The organism is Megasphaera sp. AF13-6AC (genome assembly GCF_027685385.1).
GTDB lineage: Bacteria > Bacillota > Negativicutes > Veillonellales > Megasphaeraceae > Megasphaera > Megasphaera micronuciformis.
This window is the reverse complement of sequence record NZ_JAQCUN010000014.1, coordinates 1-19,072: the sequence shown is the minus strand read 5'-3', so window position 1 is coordinate 19,072 and position 19,072 is coordinate 1. Positions and strand designations below refer to the sequence as shown.

Annotated in this window: 19 protein-coding genes, 1 tRNA gene, 1 pseudogene and 1 riboswitch; of the genes and pseudogenes, 14 read left to right on the top strand and 7 right to left on the bottom strand. The window is 45.4% G+C overall.

What is annotated here, in order from left to right:
* The first annotated feature begins 189 nt into the window (after positions 1-189).
* Genes mmdA through PGX78_RS01830 form a run of 3 tightly spaced genes read left to right on the top strand, consistent with a single transcriptional unit; the run spans position 190 to position 2,622 of the window.
* Positions 190-1,719, top strand: a complete 1,530-nt coding sequence (mmdA, locus tag PGX78_RS01840; RefSeq protein WP_270445143.1) for a methylmalonyl-CoA decarboxylase subunit alpha — start codon at positions 190-192, stop codon at positions 1,717-1,719.
* A gap of 12 nt (positions 1,720-1,731) precedes the next feature.
* The gene (locus PGX78_RS01835; RefSeq protein ID WP_270445142.1) at positions 1,732-2,184 is read left to right on the top strand and encodes a hypothetical protein; all 453 of its coding nucleotides are present in this window, start codon (positions 1,732-1,734) and stop codon (positions 2,182-2,184) included.
* 27 nt (positions 2,185-2,211) lie between these two features.
* Positions 2,212-2,622, top strand: coding sequence for a biotin/lipoyl-containing protein (locus PGX78_RS01830; RefSeq protein WP_270445141.1), 411 nt, complete (start codon positions 2,212-2,214; stop codon positions 2,620-2,622).
* A gap of 20 nt (positions 2,623-2,642) precedes the next feature.
* On the opposite strand, the gene PGX78_RS01825 is transcribed toward PGX78_RS01830, so the two are convergent.
* From PGX78_RS01825 to PGX78_RS01815, 3 genes are all read right to left on the bottom strand, one after another.
* A complete protein-coding gene (locus PGX78_RS01825; RefSeq protein ID WP_270445140.1) occupies positions 2,643-3,284 on the bottom strand; it encodes a YigZ family protein in 642 nt (213 codons plus the stop codon).
* A 57-nt stretch (positions 3,285-3,341) separates the two neighbouring features.
* Positions 3,342-3,418 (bottom strand) — tRNA-Val (locus tag PGX78_RS01820).
* Between the two features lie 74 nt (positions 3,419-3,492).
* A complete protein-coding gene (locus tag PGX78_RS01815) occupies positions 3,493-4,368 on the bottom strand; it encodes a DMT family transporter (protein WP_270445145.1) in 876 nt (291 codons plus the stop codon).
* A gap of 236 nt (positions 4,369-4,604) precedes the next feature.
* On the opposite strand from PGX78_RS01815, the gene PGX78_RS01810 reads away from it, so the two are divergent.
* Positions 4,605-6,056, top strand: a complete 1,452-nt coding sequence (locus PGX78_RS01810; protein ID WP_270445139.1) for a nicotinate phosphoribosyltransferase — start codon at positions 4,605-4,607, stop codon at positions 6,054-6,056.
* 51 nt (positions 6,057-6,107) lie between these two features.
* Here the strand turns inward: PGX78_RS01810 and PGX78_RS01805 are convergent, their stop codons facing one another.
* Entirely contained in the window at positions 6,108-7,301 is a 1,194-nt protein-coding gene (locus tag PGX78_RS01805; protein ID WP_270445138.1) for a tRNA(Met) cytidine acetate ligase, read from the bottom strand.
* A 183-nt stretch (positions 7,302-7,484) separates the two neighbouring features.
* Between PGX78_RS01805 and PGX78_RS01800 the strand changes: the two genes are divergently transcribed.
* Genes PGX78_RS01800 through PGX78_RS01790 form a run of 3 tightly spaced genes read left to right on the top strand, consistent with a single transcriptional unit; the run spans position 7,485 to position 9,990 of the window.
* Positions 7,485-8,033 (top strand): hypothetical protein, encoded by a 549-nt coding sequence (locus tag PGX78_RS01800; RefSeq protein WP_270445137.1) that lies wholly within the window; start codon positions 7,485-7,487, stop codon positions 8,031-8,033.
* 17 nt (positions 8,034-8,050) lie between these two features.
* A complete protein-coding gene (locus PGX78_RS01795; RefSeq protein WP_270445136.1) occupies positions 8,051-9,247 on the top strand; it encodes an acetate/propionate family kinase in 1,197 nt (398 codons plus the stop codon).
* Positions 9,248-9,306: 59 nt separating this feature from the next.
* Complete coding sequence (locus PGX78_RS01790) at positions 9,307-9,990, top strand: HAD family hydrolase (RefSeq protein WP_270445135.1); 684 nt, start codon at positions 9,307-9,309, stop codon at positions 9,988-9,990.
* 41 nt (positions 9,991-10,031) lie between these two features.
* Here PGX78_RS01790 and PGX78_RS01785 read toward each other — a convergent pair whose 3' ends face one another.
* A complete protein-coding gene (locus tag PGX78_RS01785) occupies positions 10,032-10,355 on the bottom strand; it encodes a YnfA family protein (RefSeq protein WP_006942840.1) in 324 nt (107 codons plus the stop codon).
* A gap of 205 nt (positions 10,356-10,560) precedes the next feature.
* Here PGX78_RS01785 and PGX78_RS01780 point away from each other — a divergent pair, with 205 nt between their 5' ends.
* The 6 genes from PGX78_RS01780 to PGX78_RS01755 all read left to right on the top strand — a co-directional run bounded on the left by PGX78_RS01780 (position 10,561) and on the right by PGX78_RS01755 (position 16,078).
* A complete protein-coding gene (locus tag PGX78_RS01780; protein ID WP_232216658.1) occupies positions 10,561-11,517 on the top strand; it encodes a glycosyltransferase family 2 protein in 957 nt (318 codons plus the stop codon).
* Positions 11,516-11,647: riboswitch (cyclic di-AMP (ydaO/yuaA leader) on the top strand. It overlaps the preceding gene by 2 nt.
* Complete coding sequence (locus PGX78_RS01775) at positions 11,646-12,395, top strand: C40 family peptidase (protein ID WP_270445134.1); 750 nt, start codon at positions 11,646-11,648, stop codon at positions 12,393-12,395. It overlaps the preceding riboswitch by 2 nt.
* A gap of 89 nt (positions 12,396-12,484) precedes the next feature.
* Complete coding sequence (gene alaS / locus PGX78_RS01770) at positions 12,485-15,082, top strand: alanine--tRNA ligase (protein ID WP_270445144.1); 2,598 nt, start codon at positions 12,485-12,487, stop codon at positions 15,080-15,082.
* Positions 15,083-15,117: 35 nt separating this feature from the next.
* Positions 15,118-15,375, top strand: a complete 258-nt coding sequence (locus PGX78_RS01765) for an IreB family regulatory phosphoprotein (protein WP_270445133.1) — start codon at positions 15,118-15,120, stop codon at positions 15,373-15,375.
* Between the two features lie 3 nt (positions 15,376-15,378).
* On the top strand, positions 15,379-15,795 hold the full coding sequence (gene ruvX / locus PGX78_RS01760) for a Holliday junction resolvase RuvX (protein ID WP_270445132.1): 417 nt from the start codon (positions 15,379-15,381) through the stop codon (positions 15,793-15,795).
* Between the two features lies 1 nt (position 15,796).
* Complete coding sequence (locus tag PGX78_RS01755) at positions 15,797-16,078, top strand: DUF1292 domain-containing protein (RefSeq protein WP_040774125.1); 282 nt, start codon at positions 15,797-15,799, stop codon at positions 16,076-16,078.
* Positions 16,079-16,179: 101 nt separating this feature from the next.
* Here PGX78_RS01755 and PGX78_RS01750 read toward each other — a convergent pair whose 3' ends face one another.
* Together PGX78_RS01750 and PGX78_RS01745 are read right to left on the bottom strand one after the other, a co-directional pair.
* Positions 16,180-16,566: a hypothetical protein gene (locus PGX78_RS01750; protein ID WP_270445131.1), complete on the bottom strand. Its 387-nt coding sequence runs from the start codon at positions 16,564-16,566 to the stop codon at positions 16,180-16,182.
* Positions 16,559-17,470 (bottom strand): LysR substrate-binding domain-containing protein, encoded by a 912-nt coding sequence (locus PGX78_RS01745; protein WP_006942832.1) that lies wholly within the window; start codon positions 17,468-17,470, stop codon positions 16,559-16,561. Before PGX78_RS01745 ends, PGX78_RS01750 begins: the two co-directional genes overlap by 8 nt.
* 433 nt (positions 17,471-17,903) lie before the next feature.
* Here PGX78_RS01745 and PGX78_RS01740 point away from each other — a divergent pair.
* A pseudogene (locus PGX78_RS01740) lies at positions 17,904-19,072 on the top strand (pyruvate:ferredoxin (flavodoxin) oxidoreductase); the annotation flags it as partial.

The following is a 19,072-nucleotide window of genomic DNA, read 5'->3' as shown; positions in this document are numbered from 1 at the left end:
TTTGACGATTTGGATGATGTACAGGATGTATATCACAACGGGGAATTCCCTGACGATATGGACGGAGAATAACAGGAAAGGGTTACGACTTTTAGAGAGCGTAACCCTTTTTCGATAAGTCGAAATATACTATAATAAATAGCAGTAATAACAAGTATTACTTGTAAAGAATGGTAACGGAGGTAAGAGATGGCTACGGTTCAGGAAAAAATCGATCGCTTTCATGAGAAACTTGCTAAAATCGAAATGGGCGGCGGTCAAGATAAAATCGATAAGCAGCATGAGAAGGGAAAACAAACGGCTCGTGAACGCTTGAATAAATTATTTGATGCCGGCAGCTTTACGGAAATAAGCCAATTTATTCGTCATCGCAGTACCAACTTTAATATGCAGGAAAAGGAAATACCCGGTGACGGGGTTGTAACCGGATACGGTACGGTAGACGGACGACTCGTATACGCTTATGCCGAAGATTTTACGGTCGAAGGCGGATCCTTGGGTGAAATGCACGCTCATAAAATATGTCAGGTACAGGAAATGGCTCTAAAAATGGGAGCTCCTTGTATCGGTATTAATGACTCCGGAGGTGCCAGAATTCAAGAAGGCGTTGATGCGCTGGCCGGGTTCGGACGGATTTTCATGAATAATACGTCCGCATCGGGGGTCATTCCTCAAATATCCGTCATTATGGGACCTTGTGCCGGCGGTGCCGTATACAGTCCGGCTTTAACGGATTTTATCTTTATGGTCAAGAATACGAGCAATATGTTCATTACCGGTCCGGCAGTTATTAAGTCCGTAACGGCTGAAGAAGTAACGGCCGAAGAGTTGGGGGGTGCCGTTACGCACCATACCGTTTCGGGTGTAGCACATTTTGCCTGTGAAACGGAAGATGATTGTATAGCACAAATTAAACGGCTACTTTCATATTTGCCGAGCAATAATATGGAAGAGCCGCCGATGACGGAAACAAGTGACGATCCGAATCGTACGGATGAAGGACTTAACAGCATTGTTCCTGATAACAGTAATATGCCTTATGATATGCTCGATGTTATCAAATCGACAGTCGATGACGGTGATGTATACGAAGTTCTCAAAAATTATGCACAAAATATCATCACCTGCTTTGCCCGCTATGACGGACAAACTGTCGGTATTATTGCTAACCAGCCGAAGTTTTTAGCCGGTTGTCTCGATATCAACGCATCGGATAAAGCGGCTCGCTTTATTCGCATGTGTGACAGCTTTAACATTCCCTTGGTTACTTTTGTGGACGTACCCGGCTTTTTGCCGGGAACAACTCAGGAATTCGGCGGTATTATTCGTCACGGCGCGAAGATGCTTTATGCGTATTGTGAAGCGACGGTACCGAAAGTTACGGTCGTCGTACGCAAGGCTTACGGCGGAGCATACATTGCTATGTGTTGCCGTCAGTTGGGAGCCGATATGGTCTTTGCCTGGCCGTCGGCGGAAATTGCGGTTATGGGTCCTGACGGAGCAGCCAATATTATTTTTAAACGAGACGAAGATAAGGAAGCCAAAAAACAGGCTTATGTGGAAGAATTTGCCACTCCTTACAAGGCGGCGGAACACGGTTATGTGGATTGTATTATCGAGCCTAAGGAAACACGACCTCGCGTTATCGATGCCCTTGCTATGTTATACAGCAAGCGGGAAGAACGGCCGGCGAAAAAGCACGGCAATATTCCCTTGTAAGGAGGAGTCTTGATGGATATATGGAATCTGTTCAGCCCTGCTATAACTAATATTGTTCTTGTCATTGCTTTGGTTTGCATTATTTCAAATCAGAGACATATTAGAAGACTGGAAGCTCAATTGGAGGCTCTAAAAGAGAAGAAGGTTGAGGAAGAGTCCGTTCCCGATATAGAACCTGCCATACATACGGAACCCGAGACTAAAACCAATGAAAAAGCCTTGGTTAAAGCTGAAAATGAACGGCCTTTAGCTATTGTAAAAACAAATCATGAAAAAGTGAGTGAGAGTGAAAAGAGCTTGTCAGGACCTATAGTGGAAGACGGCATTGATGAAGAAACCGTAGCCGTTATTGCGGCTGCCGTAGTTGCATGCGGCTATGTGCCTCTGGCTGTTCGCAAGGTACATCGCCATAAGCGGCGACATACCAAATGGGTTATGGCCGGTCGCTTGGCAGGCATGAGATAAGAGAATAATCAGACCGTGGAGGATAGAATGAAAAAATTTAAGGTAACTGTAAACGGAAAATCGTACGAAGTAGATGTAGAAGAATTGGGTACGGCCGCACCGGCCGCTCCCGTGACCCCCGCACCGGCTCCCGTAGCGGCGACATCCCCGGCGCCGACTCCGGCACCGGCATCGGCAGCCTCGGCTGCGACCCAAGCAGCACCCAAGGGACCTATTCCCGACTCGGCTGTCGTTGTTAAGGCGCCCATGCCCGGAAAAATTTCAGCTATTAAGCAGGAAAACGGCTCGGTAACACGCGGTTCCGTGATCCTCGTGTTGGAAGCTATGAAGATGCAGAATGATATTCCTGCACCGCAAGACGGCACGCTGACGGAAGTTCGTGTAGCCGTAGGCGATAACGTAAAAACAGGCGATGTTTTGGCCGTTATTATGCCGTAAGAAAATAAAAATCGTACCTCTTATTCAGGCCGAATATGAGGTACGATTTTTTTATCTTTTTCCCTAACCGTAAGAGTACCGTTTGTTTTGTCACGTAAGGCAAGGAGGTATTCATCGGCCTTATCTTCCGGAACTTCAACAGTCAGACCTACAAAGTCCGCAAAGTCGCGCTTCGTAATAACAGCTTCGAAGTCCGGGAGCAGTCGCTCTGTTGCGGATAAAAAGGAATAATCGGTTTGTAAATATAAGATGCGACAATCGATATAGTCTTCAATAATCGCATTGTCAAGGGCTGCAACGGCAGCTGTGCCGTAAGCTCGAATAAGGCCGCCGGTCCCCAATTTAATCCCACCGAAATAACGGGTAACAACAACAAGCGTATTGGTGAGGCCCTTATTTTTTAATACTTCCAATATAGGCTTTCCGGCAGTTCCCGACGGCTCACCGTCATCAGAGGATTTTTGCTTTTCGAAATTCATCCCCAGCTGGTAGGCGTAGCAGTTATGACGGGCATCCCAGTATTGTTTTTTACCGTCTCGTAAATAGGCTTGAGCCTCTTCTTCCGTTGTTATATGAACGGCTCTGGCAATGAATTTGGACTTTTTAATGACATACTCGGCGTAAGACTCGCCTCGGACTGAAGACATGACAGGTGTGGGCATACAACCTCCGTAGAAAAGAAAAAACATCCGACGATGAGTCGACGGATGTTTTTATTATGGTGGTCGGTAATGGATTCGAACCATCGACCCCCTCGATGTCAACGAGATACTCTAACCAACTGAGCTAACCGACCGTGTTAATACTGTACCAGTATACTAAAGGCAGTCGGACCCTGTCAAGTTGACGAGGAACGATGAAATATTTACGCTAAGCCTTTCTTGAATAAATAACACGACTTGACAGTTGAGCCGATACAATACCGACAGACATGAGTACGGCACCGAGAATTTCCGATGATGTCAGAGTTTCACCCAAGAAGAGACAGCCGGCAATGAGTCCGAAGACCATCTCCAGACTACAAATAAGAGAGGCTTCCGTAGGCGGCACTCCTTTTTGTCCCAGAATTTGGAAGGTAAAGGCGATTCCCGTTGAAAAAATGGCGCAGTATAAAACGGGAAGTAAGGCGTTTAGAAAAATGGAAACCGTTAACGATTCGCCGGCCGGATACATGGCCAAGAAGTTAAAGAGACCGCAGAAGAAAAATTGCCCTATGGCCAACTTTACGCCGTCATAATAGCGGACGAAGCGAGACACGGATACGATGTGCAGAGTCCAGAAAAGAACACTTGCCAAGGTTAAAATATCGCCTATATTGGCGTCATCGAACCCTCCGTGGAAGGAGAGAAAATATACACCTATGAGAGCCACAACACAACCGAACAGGTGGGAAAGCCTTAGGGGATTATAAAATAAAAGGCTGACGACAGGTACAAATACTATGTATAAAGACGTGATAAATCCCGCCTTGCCGGCCGTTGTATAAATAATCCCGATTTGTTGAAGCGCGGCTCCCGTGAATAGTAAGAATCCCAGAGTTAAGGTTGCCGTGAGCAATGTGTAGGGCGGCTTTTCCGATTTTGGGATGGAACGTATACGCGTTTTAAGCAAACAATAGGCAGGAACAATGGCCAGACCGCCGAGCCAAAAACGCAACCCGTTAAAGGCAAAGGGACCGATAAGTTCCGTGCTGACTCGTTGTGCTACTAAAGCAAAGCCCCAAAAGAGGGCTGTTGTTAAAAGCAGTAATCTATATTTCAGAGAAATACCCTCCTTCCGGGATAAGAATAAAATATTATAAGGATAAAGGCTTAAGCCGTATTATACCATTTCTTTGTAAAAAAAATATATGCCATGATGAATTATAAACATCGCCTCATGTCAAGTGATATTTATAATATATAAGATGACCGGAAATTTTATTTTTACTTACTATTCAATTGGAGTATAATATAAAAAATGCATAACATGGAGGCGGCAACATGTATACAGATGTGCTTTTAACGGACTTATATCAGCTTACTATGATGCAAGGCTTATATTTTGAAGGCAAGCATGAACAGCGCTGTGTTTTTGATCGGTACTATCGCAAGAATCCCTTTTCGGGCGGGTATACGGTAGTAGCCGGGTTGGAACACTTGATTGACTATGTTGAAAATCTTCATTTTAACGAAGATGACCTGTCTTATCTTGCCGGTACGGGAATATTTAAACCCGAGTTTCTTGATTATTTAAAAGATATTCGCTTTACCGGTGATATATATGCCATGCCTGAAGGAACGGTAGCCTTTCCGCAGGAAGTCCTCTTAAGGGTGGAAACTAAAAAGGCCGAGGCCTTGCTATTGGAAACGTGCATGTCCATGATTATGAATCATGAAAGTCTGATTGCTACAAAGGCAAGACGAGTAAGAACCGTGGCGGGAAATGATGTACTCATGGAATTCGGTTTGCGTCGGGCCCAAGGAAAATCTGCCGGTGTATATGGAGCCAGAGCGGCTGTTATCGGCGGATTCAACGGGACTAGTAATGTGTATGCCGGAGCCTGTTTCGGTATACCCGTTTTCGGGACCATGGCTCACAGTTGGATTATGAGCTTTCCTACGGAATTGGATGCTTTCCGGGCTTATGCTCGTCAATACGATGACAACCTCATCCTTCTTGCCGATACATACAATACACTGAAACAAGGCGTTCCCGATGCCATTACGGTTTTTAAGGAATTGCGTGATGCCGGGAAGTTGCCGGCCCGATACGGCATTCGTTTGGATAGCGGCGACTTGGCTTACTTGTCCAAAGAAGCGGGGAAAATGTTTGCCGCTGCGGGATTTGACGATGCTATTATTTCAGCGTCCAACGATTTGGATGAAAACTTGATTAGCGGTTTGAAATTACAGGGAAGCCTGATTAATTCCTGGGGTGTAGGTACAAATTTGATCACATCCAAAGACAGTCCGTCCATGGGCGGTGTTTTCAAACTTGTCGGCCAGTATGAAGGAGATACCTTCGTGCCGAAAATCAAGCTGAGTGACAATGCGGAAAAAATTTCCAACCCGGGCCGCAAGAACGTATTTCGCCTGTATGATAAAGATACGGGCAAGATGAAGGCGGATATTATTGCTCTGGAGGGCGAAACAATCAGTACGGATTCAGCCTTTCACCTTGTGGCCGACAGCATGCCTTGGCGGTATCGCACCGTTCCCGCCGGGGCCTTTACGGTTCGGACTATGCTTGAACCTATATTCCGTAACGGGAAATTGATTTATAAAAAGCCGACATTAGCGGAAATTTGCGACTATGCGGAACGGGAAATCGAAACACTCTGGCCTGAGTACTTACGTCTTATCAATCCTGAAGAAATGCGCGTACAGCGCAGTGCGAAGCTGTCCGAACTGCGGCAGGACGTATTGCGTAAAGAATCGGCTAACTTTTTATAAAATAAAACTTATAGGAAAAGAGACTCGACGACATGTCGAGTCTCTTTGTTATTAAGTCATGACGGGAGGTATTTTCCAGTCGGCTAACCCGTTTCGTGTTGCGGGATTGTGAAAAAGAAAATGTTGAATATCTGTCGCTTTGGCATCGATCCTGAGTAATTCCTTATAGGGAGCCTCAAAATCGGCGTCGGCAAATTTTGTAATGACGGGGATGTGTCCGGATTTTCGGTGGTTATTCAACACTTCTCGCCCTCGACAGGAAGCTCCCAGCAGACGGGCGTAAGGCGGTGCTTCGTATAAATAGGCGGCCGCCGCTTCTTTTTTGATACCCAAGAGAGTATAAGCAGCCATTCGACGGAGTCTGCTGTACATGTAGCGTTTAGTCTTGATCGCTTTTAAGCTCTCAGTCAGAGAAATCGCATTCTTCATAACTTTATGCCAACGATTTTCCAAGCCTTCCGTAAAAGCGGCCAGAGATTGTAAGTCACTTTCCGTCAGCAATCGTCCCTGTAACAAGACGGCATCGGCATAGCGTTCGTAATTTATATATTTGCCGTTTTTTATGAGATCGGAAAAGAGGGGTCGGCACGAAGGCGGAATAAAAGGCAGGCAGTCTTCGGCATTCTTTCTTTCGGAGCAGATCTTACGCAGCTGTGAAGCCGAAGTATATATGTCGGTACGGGTCGTGTCTCTGTAGACGACTTCCAGCTTTTCAGGTAGAGAATATTTTTTTATGGCTGCGGCATAAGAAAAGGCCAACATTCCGTTGGGTGTTGCAAGGAGCGGGCCTGACGAGGCATCGTCGGCTTGTAACGCTGTCAATAAGGCTTGTCCGTACGAAATACGGCGATTCATTGCTTCTTTCAGGTTTGTCTGCACAAACTGTGATTCGGCTCGTCGGGCCAATTCTTCATACAAGGGGCCGCTACCCTGTTCACTGCCGCAGACGAGGGTCGATACTCCTACGGAAGCAGCCAGTCGAGCGGCACCGGCGGCAAAGGTCGAAGCGTATGACAGGGCGTAAAGGACCGGTAATTCGAAGACGAGATCACAACCGCATGATAAGGCGAAGGTCGTACGGTCGAACTTATCGAAAAAAGCCGGTTCGCCCCGTTGGACGAAAGAGCCGCTCATAATGACTGTAATGACGGCCTCTTTTCCGTAACGTTCTCGTACCGTGCGGATGAGATGAGCATGACCCGTGTGGAGGGGATTGAATTCTGCAATAATACCTATTTGGTTCATAATCTTTCTCCTTATATTAAGTATTATATAGGCAGTTACCCGGTTCTGACTACAGTTTCTCCGAATTAGTTGCAAAAGGCGGCTGTTAAGGGACTTATCTATAACGGATTCGGGTAAAACCATAGTATAGGTACAAAGAATGTGATATAATGACTCCAGTCTGTTAGAAAGCTTGTAGGTGATATGATGAAGTCGCTGAAGTTCATAAGTACGGTTCTTTTAACGGCATCCGTGTTGTCTCTTTCCGGGTGCGGCAAAACGAGTATTGCTGAAGAATATAGCTTCGGGAATGCTACTTTGCGTGCAGGAAATACACAACTCATGTTGTTTACTCCCTTTGATCTCGTTTCGGAGACTATTAAGGGAACGGATCGGACTGTATACGGGAATCAAGATGCACATGTCAGTGTAGTTGTTACGTATGATCCCGCTACGGGTCTAACGCTTGACAAGGCGGCGGATAATGCCATAGCAGAACTTTCAGGCCATTCGGAAATTACGATTACAGGTAAGGAAACGAAGGCCGCTGTCGTAGAAGGCAGTAAAGGAAAAATTTGCACGGTTGACTATACGCTTACGGCTAAAGGACAGCAGGTGGCCGTTGTCGAACAGATACTCGTGTTCGAACATGAGGGCTATATCTGGACCGTTCGCTACACGTATCGCCAAGATGATGAAACGGCTAAAGAAGTGACGGACTATATTTTTAAACGCTTCGGTAACCAATATTAATGAAAGAAGGTACATTCATGATCGTATTAGTTGTAAACTGCGGCAGTTCATCTTTGAAATATCAATTGGTGAACATGGATAATGAAGAAGTAATGGCAAAGGGGCTTGTTGAAAAGATTACCCTTCCCGATGCTCAATTGACACATAAGTGGGGCGATCAGAAAAAAGAAGTTGTTCAACCTATTCCCGACCACAAAGTTGCCGTTAAATTAGTTCTCGATATTTTGACGGATCCCGAAGTGGGCGTTATTAAGTCCATGGACGAAATCGATGCTGTGGGTCATCGTGTCGTTCACGGCGGTGAAGAATTCGCGGCTTCCACTTTAATTACGGACGAAGTTATGAAAGCCCTTGAAAAGTGCTCCGCTTTTGCACCGCTTCACAATCCTCCCAACATTGTAGGGATTAAAGCTTGCGAAGCTATTATGCCGAATGTACCGCAAGTTGCCGTCTTTGATACTTCTTTCCATCAAACGATGCCGGCAAAAGCTTATATGTACGGCTTGCCTTATGAATACTATGAAAACGACGGAATTCGTCGTTACGGCTTCCACGGCACGAGCCATCGCTATGTAGCCGATAGAATTGCTGAAGTAATGGGTAAGAAAAAAGAAGATTTGCGCATTATCAACTGCCACTTGGGCAACGGTTCTTCCTTGGCGGCTATCCAAAACGGTAAATGTGTTGATACGACGATGGGCTTTACTCCTTTGGCAGGCATGCTTATGGGTACGCGTTGCGGTGATATTGACCCGGCTATCGTAGTTACGCTCATGGACAAGCATGGTTTCACGACGAAGGAAATGGATACGATTATGAATAAAAAGTCCGGGGTTCTCGGTATTTCCGGCGTTTCCAGCGATTTCCGTGATTTAGGGGAAGCGGCTGCGGCAGGTAATAAACGTGCTCAGCTTGCCTTAGATATGTTCCATTATCAGGTACGTAAGTTAATCGGTGCTTTGGCGGCAGCTATGGGCGGTGTTGATGTTATTACCTTTACGGCAGGTGTCGGCGAAAACGGTATTGAAGACCGTGCCGCTATTTGCAATGGACTTGAATACTTGGGTGCCGTTCTTGATGAAGAACGTAACAATGTACGCGGTAAAGATACGTGCATCAGTACGGATGATTCCACTTGTGCTTTGTACGTAATTCCGACAAATGAAGAAATTATGATTGCCCGCGATACGAAAGACATCGTTTCGGTTCGATAATTATCGAAGACGGCAGCTTCATCGGAAGCTGCCGTCTTTTTTCGCAAGCGGAGGTACGTGTGAAACTCTTATATTGGGATATAGACGGAACGATGATTAATACAGGCATGGCCGGTATGCACGCTATTTACGATGTATTTCATCGACTTATGGGTGACAATACCGCTATTCCGCAGATTTCCGCCGGCGGTCGGACGGACAACTATATTTGTCAGCAACTTTTGTATCAGGCACGAGGTGTCATGCCGACAGATGAGGAAGTCTTTGCCTTTTGTCGTGAATATGAACAAAGTTTGCTTACTTGGTTGAAAAAAACAAGGGAAAGCAGCCGTGTTTTGAAGAATGTAAAGGAAAACCTGGATTATTTTCATCGAGATCCGCAGGTCGTTCAGTTACTGATGACCGGTAACAGTCGATACGGAGCCAAGCTGAAATTGGAAGTTTTCGGGTTGGATAGGTATTTTGATTTTGAACACTCCGGGTTTGCCGAAGAGTTTTACGTGCGCGACGATTTGGCACGACATGCCTATGATATTGCCCGACGTGAGTGGGGTGAGGATATTGAAGCTATATATGTCATCGGCGATACGATTTACGACATTCAATGCGGTAAGGCCATAGGGGCTAAAACGATTTCAGTAGCGACAGGACATTACGACAAGGATGTGTTGGCTGGACAAAAGCCGTGGCGTTTATTTACGCATCTACCGGCTTCTGCGGAAATGACTCGACTCATACACTGAAAGTTAAAAAAAGGGGAAAAGATTTTCTTTTCCCCTTTTTTTTACTGACGAGGCGCGTACATAATAAACCAGACACCGATGAGGCACAATAAAGCTCCCAGACAATCGAATCGATCGGGAATATGCCCGTCTACCCAAAGACCCCATAAAAGAGATAAGACGATAAAGACACCGCCGTAAGCGGCGTAGACTTTTTCAAATGAAGCGGGTTGGAAAGTGGGAACAATACCGTATAAAACGAGGACGGCCGCACCGGCAATAAAATAGAATATACCACGTTGTTCACGCAATGAAATCCAAACTAAATAACCGCCGCCTATTTCACAAATACCGGCAATTAGAAAATATAATAAAGAACGTAACATAAAAGGCACCTCCGTAGTATTTTGACTGAATTTATCATATTCTTTTCAGTCTGTATAGGCAAGGCGGGAAAACTGGAAATGAACGGGGCAAAATGATATAATAATAAAATCCGATATTATGCTTATAGATTCATCGGGTGGCATAAGTATCGGTTTTGACAGTATTTTCCGGTGAATGGTATAATTAAGGATGACCTTTTCGGGTATGCAGGGAAAGACGGTTATATCCGTCGTAACTCCCGTTTATAATGAACATTTGAATATCGAAAAGTTCTATGAAGAAGTGACGAAGTATATGTCGGACCTTCCATACGACTATGAAATTATTTTTGTAGACGACGGATCGACCGATGCTACCCCTCTTGTTCTCAGTCGGTTGACACAGCAGGACTTGCATGTGCGTGCCTTGATTTTGGCACGAAATTTCGGTCATCAGCTGGCTATTACATGCGGCATGGACCATGCTTCGGGCGACGCCGTTATTACTATGGACGGAGATTTGCAGCATCCGCCGTCGATGTTACCCGATTTGATTCAAAAGTGGAATGAAGGGTTTGACATTGTCCAGACTGTGCGCTTGGCAACAGACGATGCGGGGATTTTCAAGAAAGTTTCGTCCGGCCTGTACTATACGTTGATAAACGCATTATCACCCGTGTATATTCGACCGGGCGGCTCCGATTTTCGTCTCATAGACAGACGGGTTGCGGAAACATTTAAGCAATTCCGTGAGCATGATCGTTTCATTAGAGGTATGATCGGCGATATCGGATACAAGCAAACCGTTGTCGAGTTTGTGGCGCCAAAACGGTATGCGGGGAAGTCGAAGTTTTCTCTTCATAAAATGTTCAGTTTTGCCTTAGACGGCATTATGGCGTATTCGAAAACGCCTTTGCGCATATCATTTTATGCCGGGATTTTCAGCGGCCTGTTAAGTTTGCTTATGATTCTTCATGTGTTATACAGTAAATTGACGGACCAAGTTACACCGGGGTGGACAACGACCATGATTGTCGTGTGTCTTATCGGCGGTTTGCAACTTATCTTTCTGGGAATTATCGGTGAGTATATAGGACGAATTTTTGAAGAAGTAAAGAATCGACCTTTGTATTGGATAAAAACCGAGTTGGGTCGTCATAAGGACGACAGAATTTCACAGTAAAAATGGAGTGCCGAATCTCGATTCATATGGAGTACGGGGGAACCAAGTTTTTGGGGTGAAGCCGCGAAGCGGCGGGCTGCCTTCAAGCCTAACCCGTCAGTTAACCTCGGAGGCGGAGAGGAGTTTTTATGCGGAGATTATTTTCCAAAACGGTTGTTGCCGTTGCACTTATGGCAACATGTACTTTATCGGTGGGGGCTTATTCCGTAGGCTCGCAAGGTTCCGATGTATTATTAATACAGCAAAATCTCGTGAAACGGGGCTATAAAATAGGCATGGACGGTATTTTCGGTAATGACACCCGTCGTGCCGTTGAACGCTTTCAGGCTGACAAAGGCCTGACTATCAGCGGTTCTGTTGATGCTAAAACCTTTAAGACTTTGACGGGCAAGGCTATGCCTCAGGCAGCAGCCCCCAAAAAAGCGGCACCTAAGAAGATGGCGGCAAAACCCGTAACGATTCATGACTACGGCACGGGTAAGGCCGGCAAAGGTGATGTTAAGCACAATGCTTTCGGCAATAATGTGGTCAGCCAGGCCTATAAATATTTAGGGGTTCCGTATGTATTCGGAGGAAATACGCCCAGCGGTTTTGACTGCTCGGGATTTACAAAATATGTATTTGCTCACAGCGGTGTTTCTTTGCCGCGTATGGCGGATGAACAATATTTAATCGGGGCCAGTGTTTCCAAAGGAAATCTGATTCCGGGTGATCTCGTGTTTTTCTCTACATATGAACCGGGAGTTTCTCATACGGGAATATATGTAGGAAATAATCAATTTATCAGTGCTACTACGAGCAGCGGGATTCACATAGACAGCTTGGACAGTGAATATTGGGGATCGCGGTATATCGGTGCAAAACGCGTTAAGCGCTAAGAGTCGGTCGACAGCCGGTGACAATAGAATATATATTATAAGACCGGCTTTTGACCGGAATACAAGGAGTGTTACTGCAAATGAAGTACATGACGGGTAATGAAATTCGTAAGGCATACTTGGATTTTTTTGAAAGCAAAAAACATTTAAAATTACACAGTTTTTCCCTCGTGCCGGAAAACGACCCGAGTTTACTTCTTATTGGTGCCGGTATGGCTCCGCTCAAGCCCTATTTTACCGGTAAGTTGGTACCTCCCTCTTATCGCGTGACAACCAGCCAGAAGTGTATTCGTACGGGTGACATCGATAATGTCGGTCGTACGGCACGCCATCATACTTTTTTTGAAATGCTCGGCAATTTTTCCTTCGGTGATTATTTCAAGAAGGAAGCTATTACCTGGGCGTGGGAGTTTTTGACTGAAGTTCTTGAGCTTGATACGAATAAACTGTATGTTACCGTTTATCCCGAAGATGAAGAAGCTTATGATATTTGGCATAATATCGTCGGTTTGGCGGATGAACGAATTTTTAAACTGGAAGATAATTTCTGGGAAATCGGTGAAGGCCCTTGCGGACCCGACTCGGAAATTTTCTACGATCTCGGCCCTGAACGGGGATGCGGTAAACCTACTTGCAATGTCGGCTGTGATTGCGACCGTTATTTGGAAATTTGGAATCTCGTTTTCACACAGTTTAATAAGACAAAAGACGGATCGTATGAACCGTTGGAAAAGAAAAACATTGATACGGGTGCCGGGTTGGAACGATTGGCATCGGTCATTCAGCAGAAAGAATCGAACTTCGAAACGGACTTGCTGTTCCCTATTATGCAAAGGGTCATCGATGTGTGTCGCGGTGATTACAATAATAAGGAACAAAAGATTGCCGTCAAGGTTATCGGCGACCATATTCGTGCCGTTACGATGATGATCGGTGACGGTATTTTGCCGTCAAACGAAGGTCGCGGTTACGTACTTCGCCGTATTTTACGTCGTGCCGTTCGCTTCGGCCGTGTCCTCGGCATTGAAGAAGCCTTCCTGGCGGATTTAGTCGATATTGTTATTGACATGTATAAGGAAGCATATCCTGAATTGGCGGAACGTAAAGAGCTGATTAAGACCGTTATTGCAACGGAAGAAGCTCAATTCAGTGCGACCTTGGCACAAGGTTTGGAACTTCTAAACGCCATGATTGAAGATGCCGACGGGACGGGTGTCTTGGCAGGCGAGAAGGTATTCAAACTTTACGATACTTTCGGTTTTCCTGTCGAACTTACGGAAGAAATTGTTCAGGAACACGGAATGACCATTGATCATGATGGTTTCGACAAGGCGATGAAGGCACAACAGGAACGGGCCAGAGCGGCACGGGCCAAGGTGTCCGCCAAGGTAGCCACGCCGGATACGACAGGTCTCGATCAGTCCGCATTGGTTAAAGATGAAAATGCCGTTAACGCACGAGTCGTACTTATCGGTATCGACGGAGCTGCTGTTGAACGGGCTGAAAAAGATACGGCTATAACGATTATTCTCGATAAAACACCCTTCCATGCAGAAGGCGGCGGCCAAATAGGGGATACAGGGTGTATTACGGGTCCTTCCGGAAAGGCGGAAGTAACGGATACGAAGTCTTTGGCGAACGGCTTAACCTATATGATTGCTATTGTAACGGAAGGCAGCCTGGCTAAGGGCGATGAAGTCGGTATTACGGTCGACAAGGTTCGCAATCTGGATATTGCTCGTAATCATACGGCAACTCATTTGTTACAGGCGGCGTTGCGTAAGGTTCTCGGCACACACGTCAACCAGGCCGGTTCTTTGGTAACTCCCGAACGGTTGCGTTTCGACTTCACCCATTTTTCACCTATGACAAATGAAGAGTTGGCGGAAGTAGAAAAAGAAGTTAACCGTCAGATTATGAAGAACGTAGATTTGGAAATTGAAGAAATGCCCGTTGATGACGCTATAAAAAAAGGAGCTATGGCACTTTTCGGTGAAAAGTACGGGGATATCGTTCGTGTTGTCAACGTCCCCGGATTCAGCTGTGAACTCTGCGGCGGATCGCACGTTCCCAATACGTCCGTTATCGGGTCCTTCCGTATTGTGGGAGAATCCGGAACGGGTACGGGTATTCGTCGTATCGAAGCCGTTACGGGTAAGGCGGCTCATGAACGGGCTGTAGCCGATGCCATATTGTTGCAGGAAGCTGCGACTTTGTTAAAGAGCAAAGAAGAGGATATTCCCGCTAAGATTGAACAATTATTGACAGCTCTTAAAGAAGCGGAAAGGGAAGTGGCTCAACTCAGTCATAAGTTGGCTACCTCATCGCTTGATGATATCTTGGCGGCTAAAGAAGAAATTCACGGAGTATCCGTTACAGCGGCTTCCGTCACTGTCGATTCGGCAGAAGGCTTAAGAGATATGGCCGATATGGTCATGGATAAGGTTGGCGGAATTGTTCTTTTAGGTGCCGTACAGGGTGATAAGGTCAGCTTTGTATGCAAGGTTGCCAAGGAACTTACCAAACAAGGCTATCATGCCGGGAACATTGTAAAAGCGGCGGCCATAGCAGCCGGCGGCGGAGGCGGCGGACGTCCCGACATGGCACAGGCCGGCGGCAAAGACCCGCAAAAACTGGAAGAAGCACTGAAGGCCGGTAAAGAGGCGGTACAAGGTGCAGGTAAATAGAACCGCAAAAGCTACTCGAAGGGAGAGTGGGCAAGATGGCAGTAAACGATAAAACGATGATTGTAAGCAGCAAAGATGACCAAAGTGTTGCTTCCATGATTTTAGAAGATGTATATAATTCATTAAAGGAAAAGGGGTATAATCCCATCAGTCAAATGGCAGGATACCTTCTTTCCGGAGATCCGACATACATTACGAGTCATAACAATGCTCGCAGCAATATTCGCCGTCTGGAACGGGATGAATTAGTGGAAGAATTGTTAAGTTCGTATGTCAAACATCGGAATCTTTAAATTATGCGAATTTTAGGACTGGATGTAGGCTCTAAAACAATCGGAGTGGCTTGCAGTGACGCACTGTTGCTGACAGCTCAGGCCGTAGGCACACTGAAACGTCAATCGCGACGCAAAGATTGTCTGGCTCTTGCGGATATATGCAAGGAAAAAGAGGTGCATCGCATTGTTGTCGGAAAGCCTTCTCACATGAACGGTGATAAGAGTGCGAATACGGAAAAAATCGAGCAGTTTGTAGAAGAATTGAAGAAGACGGTACCGCAAACGGAAATCGTTTGGTGGGATGAACGATTAACGACGGTTATGGCGCAGCGGCAGTTGATGGAGGCCGGCGTGCGCAGAGAAAAGCGTAAGGCCGTTGTCGATACGATTGCAGCCGTATTCATATTGCAGAATTATTTAGATGCTCAAGGAGGATAACATGTCTGAAGAATTAATGGACGAATTCGAGTTGATCACCATTACGAGTGAAGACGGAACGGAAGAATTCTTTGCCGAAGCCGATTCTGTGGAATATGAAGGGAAAACCTTCATTCTTCTCGTACCCGTTACGGAAGAAGGAGAACTTCGTGAAGAGGCGGATCCCATTCTGGCTCGGATCGAAGAAGAAGACGGAGAGGAAATCTTCGTATCTCCTACGGAAGCTGAATTTGATGCCGTCATTGCCGAGTTTGAAAAAGCATCGGCTGAAGAAGAGGAATAATTAATAAGCAAAGAGGACCATACAGCTTAATGCTGTATGGTCCTCTTTGCTTACAAAAAAAGAGAACGGAAGCGGAGATTCCGTTCTCTTACATATGAACATTATTGACCTTGCCGTACATGTAATGAATTCTGAGGTGTTGTCGTACCGTCGAGTTTCCACGTATTTTCCAAAACCCTGAAGTTCAGAGATGACCATTGGCGTTGAATCGATGTAATCGTTTCATTAAGAGTATAAAGCATGTGGTTATGCTTATCGTAGTCCCGTTCCGTCTGTGCTATACGTGTTTCTTGTGTTCTGACGGTAATAGTCAGTTCCATAATCTGCCATTGCAGGAAGAGAATATAAGCAGCTTCAAAAAGAATGAGGATAACGGCTGCTAAGGTAAAGCGTCGAAGAAGTGCGTCGTGCTTACCGTCCCGGCGGGGGAACGTTTTTATAAAATATTTCAGTTCCGACGTCTTATCTGCAAGTTTATTACTATACATTGGATGAAATACGCGTTCTGTTTCGTACAAAATCAAGCCATAATTGAGCCGCATGAGACAGATAATGACCGCGTTTCCAAATAACGTATAACACATGAAGTATTTTGGGCTCAACCAAGGGACGAACGACAACGGATTCGTAGACTCGCGGTGCCGACTCTTTAGTGGGGCAGAGGCGACTGGGTAAAAGGGCAATGCCTAAATTGGCGACAACTGTTTGAATCATAAGATCGCGTTGACTCGTTTCAAAAACGATTTTCGGCTGAAAGCCGATTTTCTTACAGTTCGTAATAATTTCATCATGTAAGTTAAAATCGTCGCGATAGAGAACGAGTGATTCATTAGCTAACTTTTTTAAAGGAATAGTTTTTTCCTTGCTGAGCGGATTATCCCGGTGAATGATAACATTCATGGGGTCCTGGTCAAGGAAAAACGATTCAAAATCTTTTTCCTTCGGTTGCGTACAAACGATACCGAGATCGATTAAGCCTTCCTGCACGCTGATGCCGACCTTTTTAGAACCGTGTTCATATAAGTCAAGTTCGATTTGCGGATATTCCTGTTTAAAAGCACCCAATAGGTTGGCGAAGACGGGGGCACCCGTAATAGGAGGCAGACCTATAAGCACTGTTCCTTGTTCCAATTTGAATTCGTTTTCGAAATCCGTTTTCAAATGCTCAAACATAAAAACAACCCGTTTGGCATGTGTCAGGAAGATTGCACCCGCATCGGTCAGCTCGACAGCCTTGGCATTACGCATGAAAAGGACTACGCCTAATTCATCTTCCAATGCCTTAATAGTGCGGCTGATGGCCGATTGAGAAATATGTAAAGTCCGTGCTGCCTTGCTGAAGGATTTTTTATCGGCGACTTCTGTGAAATATTTCAAATGATGAAAATCCATCTCAACACCTCCTGGAGTTATAGGATACTAATCAAGTATACGTTTACAAATTTGCACTTTTTAATAGTGAAAACAGCAAGGTCGAGCTATTGAATTTCAAATTTGCAAAGCATATAATGAACGTGAAAAAAGTTAGAAAAAACGTTCATGTACTGGTCGAAAACCGCATGAATATTGCCACTTCCGGGCACGTCCATATGTAGTATTATTATTCAGTATATTACATGATCTGTCTGATGGCAATATTTTTTTGGCGGAATTCAGCACCTTCGCGGGCTTTATACAAAAAAAGTATTGCTGCGACGTATATGTATATAATGTGTAATTTACACGTACATATGAGTGGACTGGACTGGTGGGTTTTTAACTTTGATTTCAATATATTCAATTATATATTGGTTTTTATTCAATAGTTAAAGGAGCGTGTTGTTTAATGAGTAAGTTCAAAACCATGGACGGTAATGAAGCAGCAGGTTGGATATCCTATGCATTTACGGAAGTAGCTGCTATTTACCCGATTACTCCGTCTTCGCCGATGGCGGAACATGTTGATGATTGGCAGGCACAGGGACTGAAAAATATTTTCGGTAACCCTGTAAAAGTTGTTGAAATGCAGTCCGAAGCCGGTGCGGCAGGTGCATACCACGGCTCTTTACAGGCCGGTGCATTGACCACCACCTATACGGCTTCTCAAGGGTTCCTCTTGATGATTCCGACCATGTATAAAGTTGCCGGCGAATTGTTACCGGGCGTATTCCATGTTGCTGCTCGTGCCTTGGCTAATCACGCACTCAGCATTTTCGGTGACCATCAGGACGTTATGTCCGCTCGTGCGACAGGTTGCTGTCTTTTGGCGGAATCCAATGTTCAGGAAGTTATGGACCTTTCCGGTGTTGCTCACTTGGCAGCTTTGAAGGGTTCCTTGCCGTTCATTAACTTCTTTGACGGTTTCCGCACGTCTCATGAAATTCAAAAAGTTGAAGTTATGGAATTTGACAAACTCCGTGATCTTGTTGATCAGGACGCTTTGAAACGTTTCCGTCAACGTGCACTCAATCCGGATAATCCGGAAATTCGCGGTACTGCCGAAAACCCGGATATTTACTTCCAGCATTGTGAAGCAAACAACAAGTTCTATGACGCAATGCCGGATATCGTAGCTGATTATATGGCTAAGATTTCCGAAATTACGGGTCGTACATACAAACCGTTTAATTACTACGGTGCAGAAGATGCTGAACGCGTTATCGTATCTATGGGTTCCTTGTCCGACGTTGTATATCAGGCAGTTAACTACTTGAACGGCAAAGGCGAAAAAGTCGGCGTTATTAACGTTCATCTCTATCGTCCGTTCTCTGCGAAACATTTACAGGCTGTATTGCCTAAGACGGTTAAGAAAATTGCCGTTATCGACCGTACGAAAGAACCGGGTGCTATGGGCGAACCCTTGTACCTTGATATTGTAAACTTTGCTAAGACGGTAGGTCTTGATGTAGATATTATCGGCGGTCGTGCAGGTCTCGGCTCGAAGGACGTTCTTCCGGAAGATATTCTCCCCGTATTCGAAGAACTCCAGAAAGATCATCCTATGCACGGTTTCAC

Bases quoted from the DNA above. Each gene is read 5' to 3' on its own strand.
- mmdA (WP_270445143.1), top strand. From the start codon at position 190: ATGGCTACGGTTCAGGAAAAAATCGATCGCTTTCATGAGAAACTTGCT.
- PGX78_RS01835 (WP_270445142.1), top strand. From the start codon at position 1,732: ATGGATATATGGAATCTGTTCAGCCCTGCTATAACTAATATTGTTCTT.
- PGX78_RS01830 (WP_270445141.1), top strand. From the start codon at position 2,212: ATGAAAAAATTTAAGGTAACTGTAAACGGAAAATCGTACGAAGTAGAT.
- PGX78_RS01825 (WP_270445140.1), bottom strand. From the start codon at position 3,284: ATGCCCACACCTGTCATGTCTTCAGTCCGAGGCGAGTCTTACGCCGAG.
- PGX78_RS01810 (WP_270445139.1), top strand. From the start codon at position 4,605: ATGTATACAGATGTGCTTTTAACGGACTTATATCAGCTTACTATGATG.
- PGX78_RS01805 (WP_270445138.1), bottom strand. From the start codon at position 7,301: ATGAACCAAATAGGTATTATTGCAGAATTCAATCCCCTCCACACGGGT.
- PGX78_RS01800 (WP_270445137.1), top strand. From the start codon at position 7,485: ATGATGAAGTCGCTGAAGTTCATAAGTACGGTTCTTTTAACGGCATCC.
- PGX78_RS01795 (WP_270445136.1), top strand. From the start codon at position 8,051: ATGATCGTATTAGTTGTAAACTGCGGCAGTTCATCTTTGAAATATCAA.
- PGX78_RS01785 (WP_006942840.1), bottom strand. From the start codon at position 10,355: ATGTTACGTTCTTTATTATATTTTCTAATTGCCGGTATTTGTGAAATA.
- PGX78_RS01780 (WP_232216658.1), top strand. From the start codon at position 10,561: ATGCAGGGAAAGACGGTTATATCCGTCGTAACTCCCGTTTATAATGAA.
- PGX78_RS01775 (WP_270445134.1), top strand. From the start codon at position 11,646: ATGCGGAGATTATTTTCCAAAACGGTTGTTGCCGTTGCACTTATGGCA.
- alaS (WP_270445144.1), top strand. From the start codon at position 12,485: ATGACGGGTAATGAAATTCGTAAGGCATACTTGGATTTTTTTGAAAGC.
- PGX78_RS01765 (WP_270445133.1), top strand. From the start codon at position 15,118: ATGGCAGTAAACGATAAAACGATGATTGTAAGCAGCAAAGATGACCAA.
- ruvX (WP_270445132.1), top strand. From the start codon at position 15,379: ATGCGAATTTTAGGACTGGATGTAGGCTCTAAAACAATCGGAGTGGCT.
- PGX78_RS01755 (WP_040774125.1), top strand. From the start codon at position 15,797: ATGTCTGAAGAATTAATGGACGAATTCGAGTTGATCACCATTACGAGT.
- PGX78_RS01750 (WP_270445131.1), bottom strand. From the start codon at position 16,566: ATGTATAGTAATAAACTTGCAGATAAGACGTCGGAACTGAAATATTTT.
- PGX78_RS01745 (WP_006942832.1), bottom strand. From the start codon at position 17,470: ATGGATTTTCATCATTTGAAATATTTCACAGAAGTCGCCGATAAAAAA.